We start from the raw sequence: 2,665 nt of genomic DNA, 5'->3' as shown, positions 1-2,665 counted from the left end.
CGAACGACTTCGCCCCGCGCACCTCGGGCAGGGCCGACACCCCGTTCAACGGAACGGAAACGGCTCGTATTCCACGTCGCGCGGGCCCCCTGCGTGGACGTGACTCGGGACACAGGACATGCTGGCTACGTCGAGGGGGCACCCCGTGCGGCGGAGAGGTGACTCATGATCGAGCGCACAATCGGCGACGACGATCTCGCCGCCCAACTGAACGAAGTCGCACGCACGCTGCACCAGCAGGACAGCGCGCAGGACACGCTGGACGTGATCGTGCGCGCGGCGGTGGGCACCATCCCCGGCGCCGGGCACGCCGGGATCACCACGATCGTGGGCAAGCGCGAGGTCCGGACCATCGCGTTGACCGACGACCTGCCGCGCGAGGTGGACCAGATCCAGTACGACACCGGTCAGGGACCGTGCCTGACCGCCCTCTACCAGCAGAAGATCGTCAGCGTGCCCGACCTGGCCGAGGAGGGCCGGTGGCCCCTGTTCGCCAAGCGCGCGGTGGCGATGGACGTGGCGAGCATGCTGTCGTTCCGGCTCTACGTGGAGGGTGACGACCTGGGCGCCCTGAACCTGTACGCGCCGGAGGTGAAGGCGTTCGACGACGAGTCGGTGCACGTGGGCCTGCTGTTCGCCGGGCACGCCGCGGTGGCGCTGGCCACGGCTCAGGAGCGCGAGCACCTCGCTGAGGCGGTGGAGACGCGAGACCTGATCGGGCAGGCCAAGGGCATCCTGATGGAACGCCACAAGCTCACCGCCGACGAGGCGTTCACCCTGCTCGTGCGCGCGAGCCAGCGCTCCAACACCCGGCTGCGCGCCCTCGCCGAACAACTCACTCGGACGGGTGAACTGCCGGCACGCACCGGCGGACGCTGACCCCGAACCCGCACATCGGTCCGACGGGGTGCGGCGGGTGGATCCCGGGTGCCCGCGACCGATCGGAGACCCGTGCCCGATCCCGCGCCCGGACGCCGTGCGCCGACCGCGGGCGGTCCTGCTCGCGGGCGTCCCCGGCACCGGCGAGGGCACGCCGGCCTGGTATCGAGTGCGCCCGCTCGGACGAGGGGCCGCACCGCCGCCGGGTGCCGCGGGTCGTCGCCGTGGTGCGAACAGCAGAACCGCAGTAGAGCACGGAAGCGGTAGTTCGACGATCACCACCTCACTACGTTCGGTGAAGTCACGTCGACGGCACGGGAGGCGACTCGTGGACCTGGACATCACCGACCAGCGGTGGCGGGACGCGCGGGACGCCCTCACCGGCGCGGCGGAGCGGTTCAGCCGGATGCTCCTGGACTGCCGCACGCCGGAGCGCCGCACCATCGGGGACTGGTCGGTCGCGGACACCGCCGCGCACGTCGCCATCGTCGCCCGCCTCAACGCCGGGCTGATCGGCGGCGACCTGTCCCCGCTCGACGCGCCCGAGCTGGACCGGGGCTGGCAGGAGTCGAGCCTCGGCGGGTTCGGGCGGCTCAACGCGCTGAGCCTGGAGCACTTCCCCGAGCGGGCCCTGGACGTCGTCTCCAACACCCTGCTCGAAGAGGTCGACCTGCTGCTGAACCGGGCCAGGGACGTCGACCCGCGCGAGCTGCGCCCGTGGCTGGGCAGCGCCCAACTACCCGCCGCCTCGCACGTGGCCCACCAGCTCAACGAGGTCCTGATCCACGGTCTCGACATCGCCCGCGCGCTGAACGTCCCGTGGCAGATCTCCGCGCACGAGGCCGCCCTCACGTTCGACCTGTTCCTCATGCCCATGCTCGGCGGGCGGTCGGGTCGGCTGCTGGCGGGCAGCGGCGGCAACGAGGGCCGCGTCGCCATCGAGTTCCGCTCGAAGCACACCACACCCGTCATCCTGACCAGCGACAACGGCCGATTACAGGTCGAACCGGCCGACGGCGGCAAGGTCGACGCCCAGGTCAGGTTCGACCCGACCGCGATGATGCTGACCATCTTCCGGCGCACCCGGCTGCTGCGGTCGGTGGCGACCGGGAAGGTCTTCGCCTTCGGCCGCCGACCGTGGGCCGCCGTCACCTACCTGCGGGGGATGCGCTCGCCGTGACCCGCAGCGCCTCAGGGGTACCGCGCGTGCACGTCACCGTCGAACAGCGCCCAGAAGAAGCTGTTCATCCTCGCGGCGGCGGGAGCGTGGCGGGCCAGGATCGCGGCCACGGCCGGCGGCACGTCGTGCGGGACGTGACCCGCGGCGCACCGGCGGACGTAGTCGTTGCGGGCCACGGGGAGACCACCGGGCGGCACCCGCACCCCGCACACCTCCACGACCAGCCAGTTCACCAGCCGCATGGCGGCGTGGTCGGCGTCGTACCGGGCGTGGCGCCGGACGAAGTCGCGTTCGGCGGGCGACAGGTCGAAGGCCGGCGAGGTGACCAGGCCGAAGTCCGTGAGGTACATCCGCTCGCCGTCGGTGCGCAGGTTGCCGAAGTGACCGTCCATGTGCAGCAGCCGCCGGTCGCCCAGGAAGGCCACGACCTCCGCCAGCTGCCGCTCGACCGCGACGGCCTTGCCCGCCGGCTCCTCCCCCAGCCAGGCGTCCACCGGGTGCGGGACGTACTCGCAGAACAGCACCAGGCTGCGCGACGCGGCGGCCAGCGCTTCGAGGCGGGCGCGCACGGCCGGGTGGCCGTCCATCGCGGCGACCACCGCGTCC

2 protein-coding genes and 1 pseudogene are annotated in these 2,665 nt (G+C 72.3%); 2 read left to right on the top strand and 1 reads right to left on the bottom strand.

The genetic code is table 11. The features are described 5' to 3' along the window. Positions 1 to 165 precede the first annotated feature (165 nt). On the top strand, positions 166 to 879 hold the full coding sequence (locus tag AB0G02_RS34655) for a GAF and ANTAR domain-containing protein (RefSeq protein WP_360802975.1): 714 nt from the start codon (positions 166 to 168) through the stop codon (positions 877 to 879). A gap of 328 nt (positions 880 to 1,207) precedes the next feature. Next, positions 1,208 to 2,059: a maleylpyruvate isomerase N-terminal domain-containing protein gene (locus AB0G02_RS34650; RefSeq protein ID WP_360802972.1), complete on the top strand. Its 852-nt coding sequence runs from the start codon at positions 1,208 to 1,210 to the stop codon at positions 2,057 to 2,059. 11 nt (positions 2,060 to 2,070) lie between these two features. On the opposite strand, the pseudogene AB0G02_RS34645 reads toward AB0G02_RS34650, so the two are convergent. Beyond that, a pseudogene (locus AB0G02_RS34645) lies at positions 2,071 to 2,665 on the bottom strand (serine/threonine protein phosphatase); the annotation flags it as partial.

Origin of the sequence: Actinosynnema sp. NPDC023658 (assembly GCF_040639995.1) — a bacterium.
GTDB lineage: Bacteria > Actinomycetota > Actinomycetes > Mycobacteriales > Pseudonocardiaceae > Actinosynnema.
This window is presented reverse-complemented; position numbering and strand designations above follow the sequence as displayed.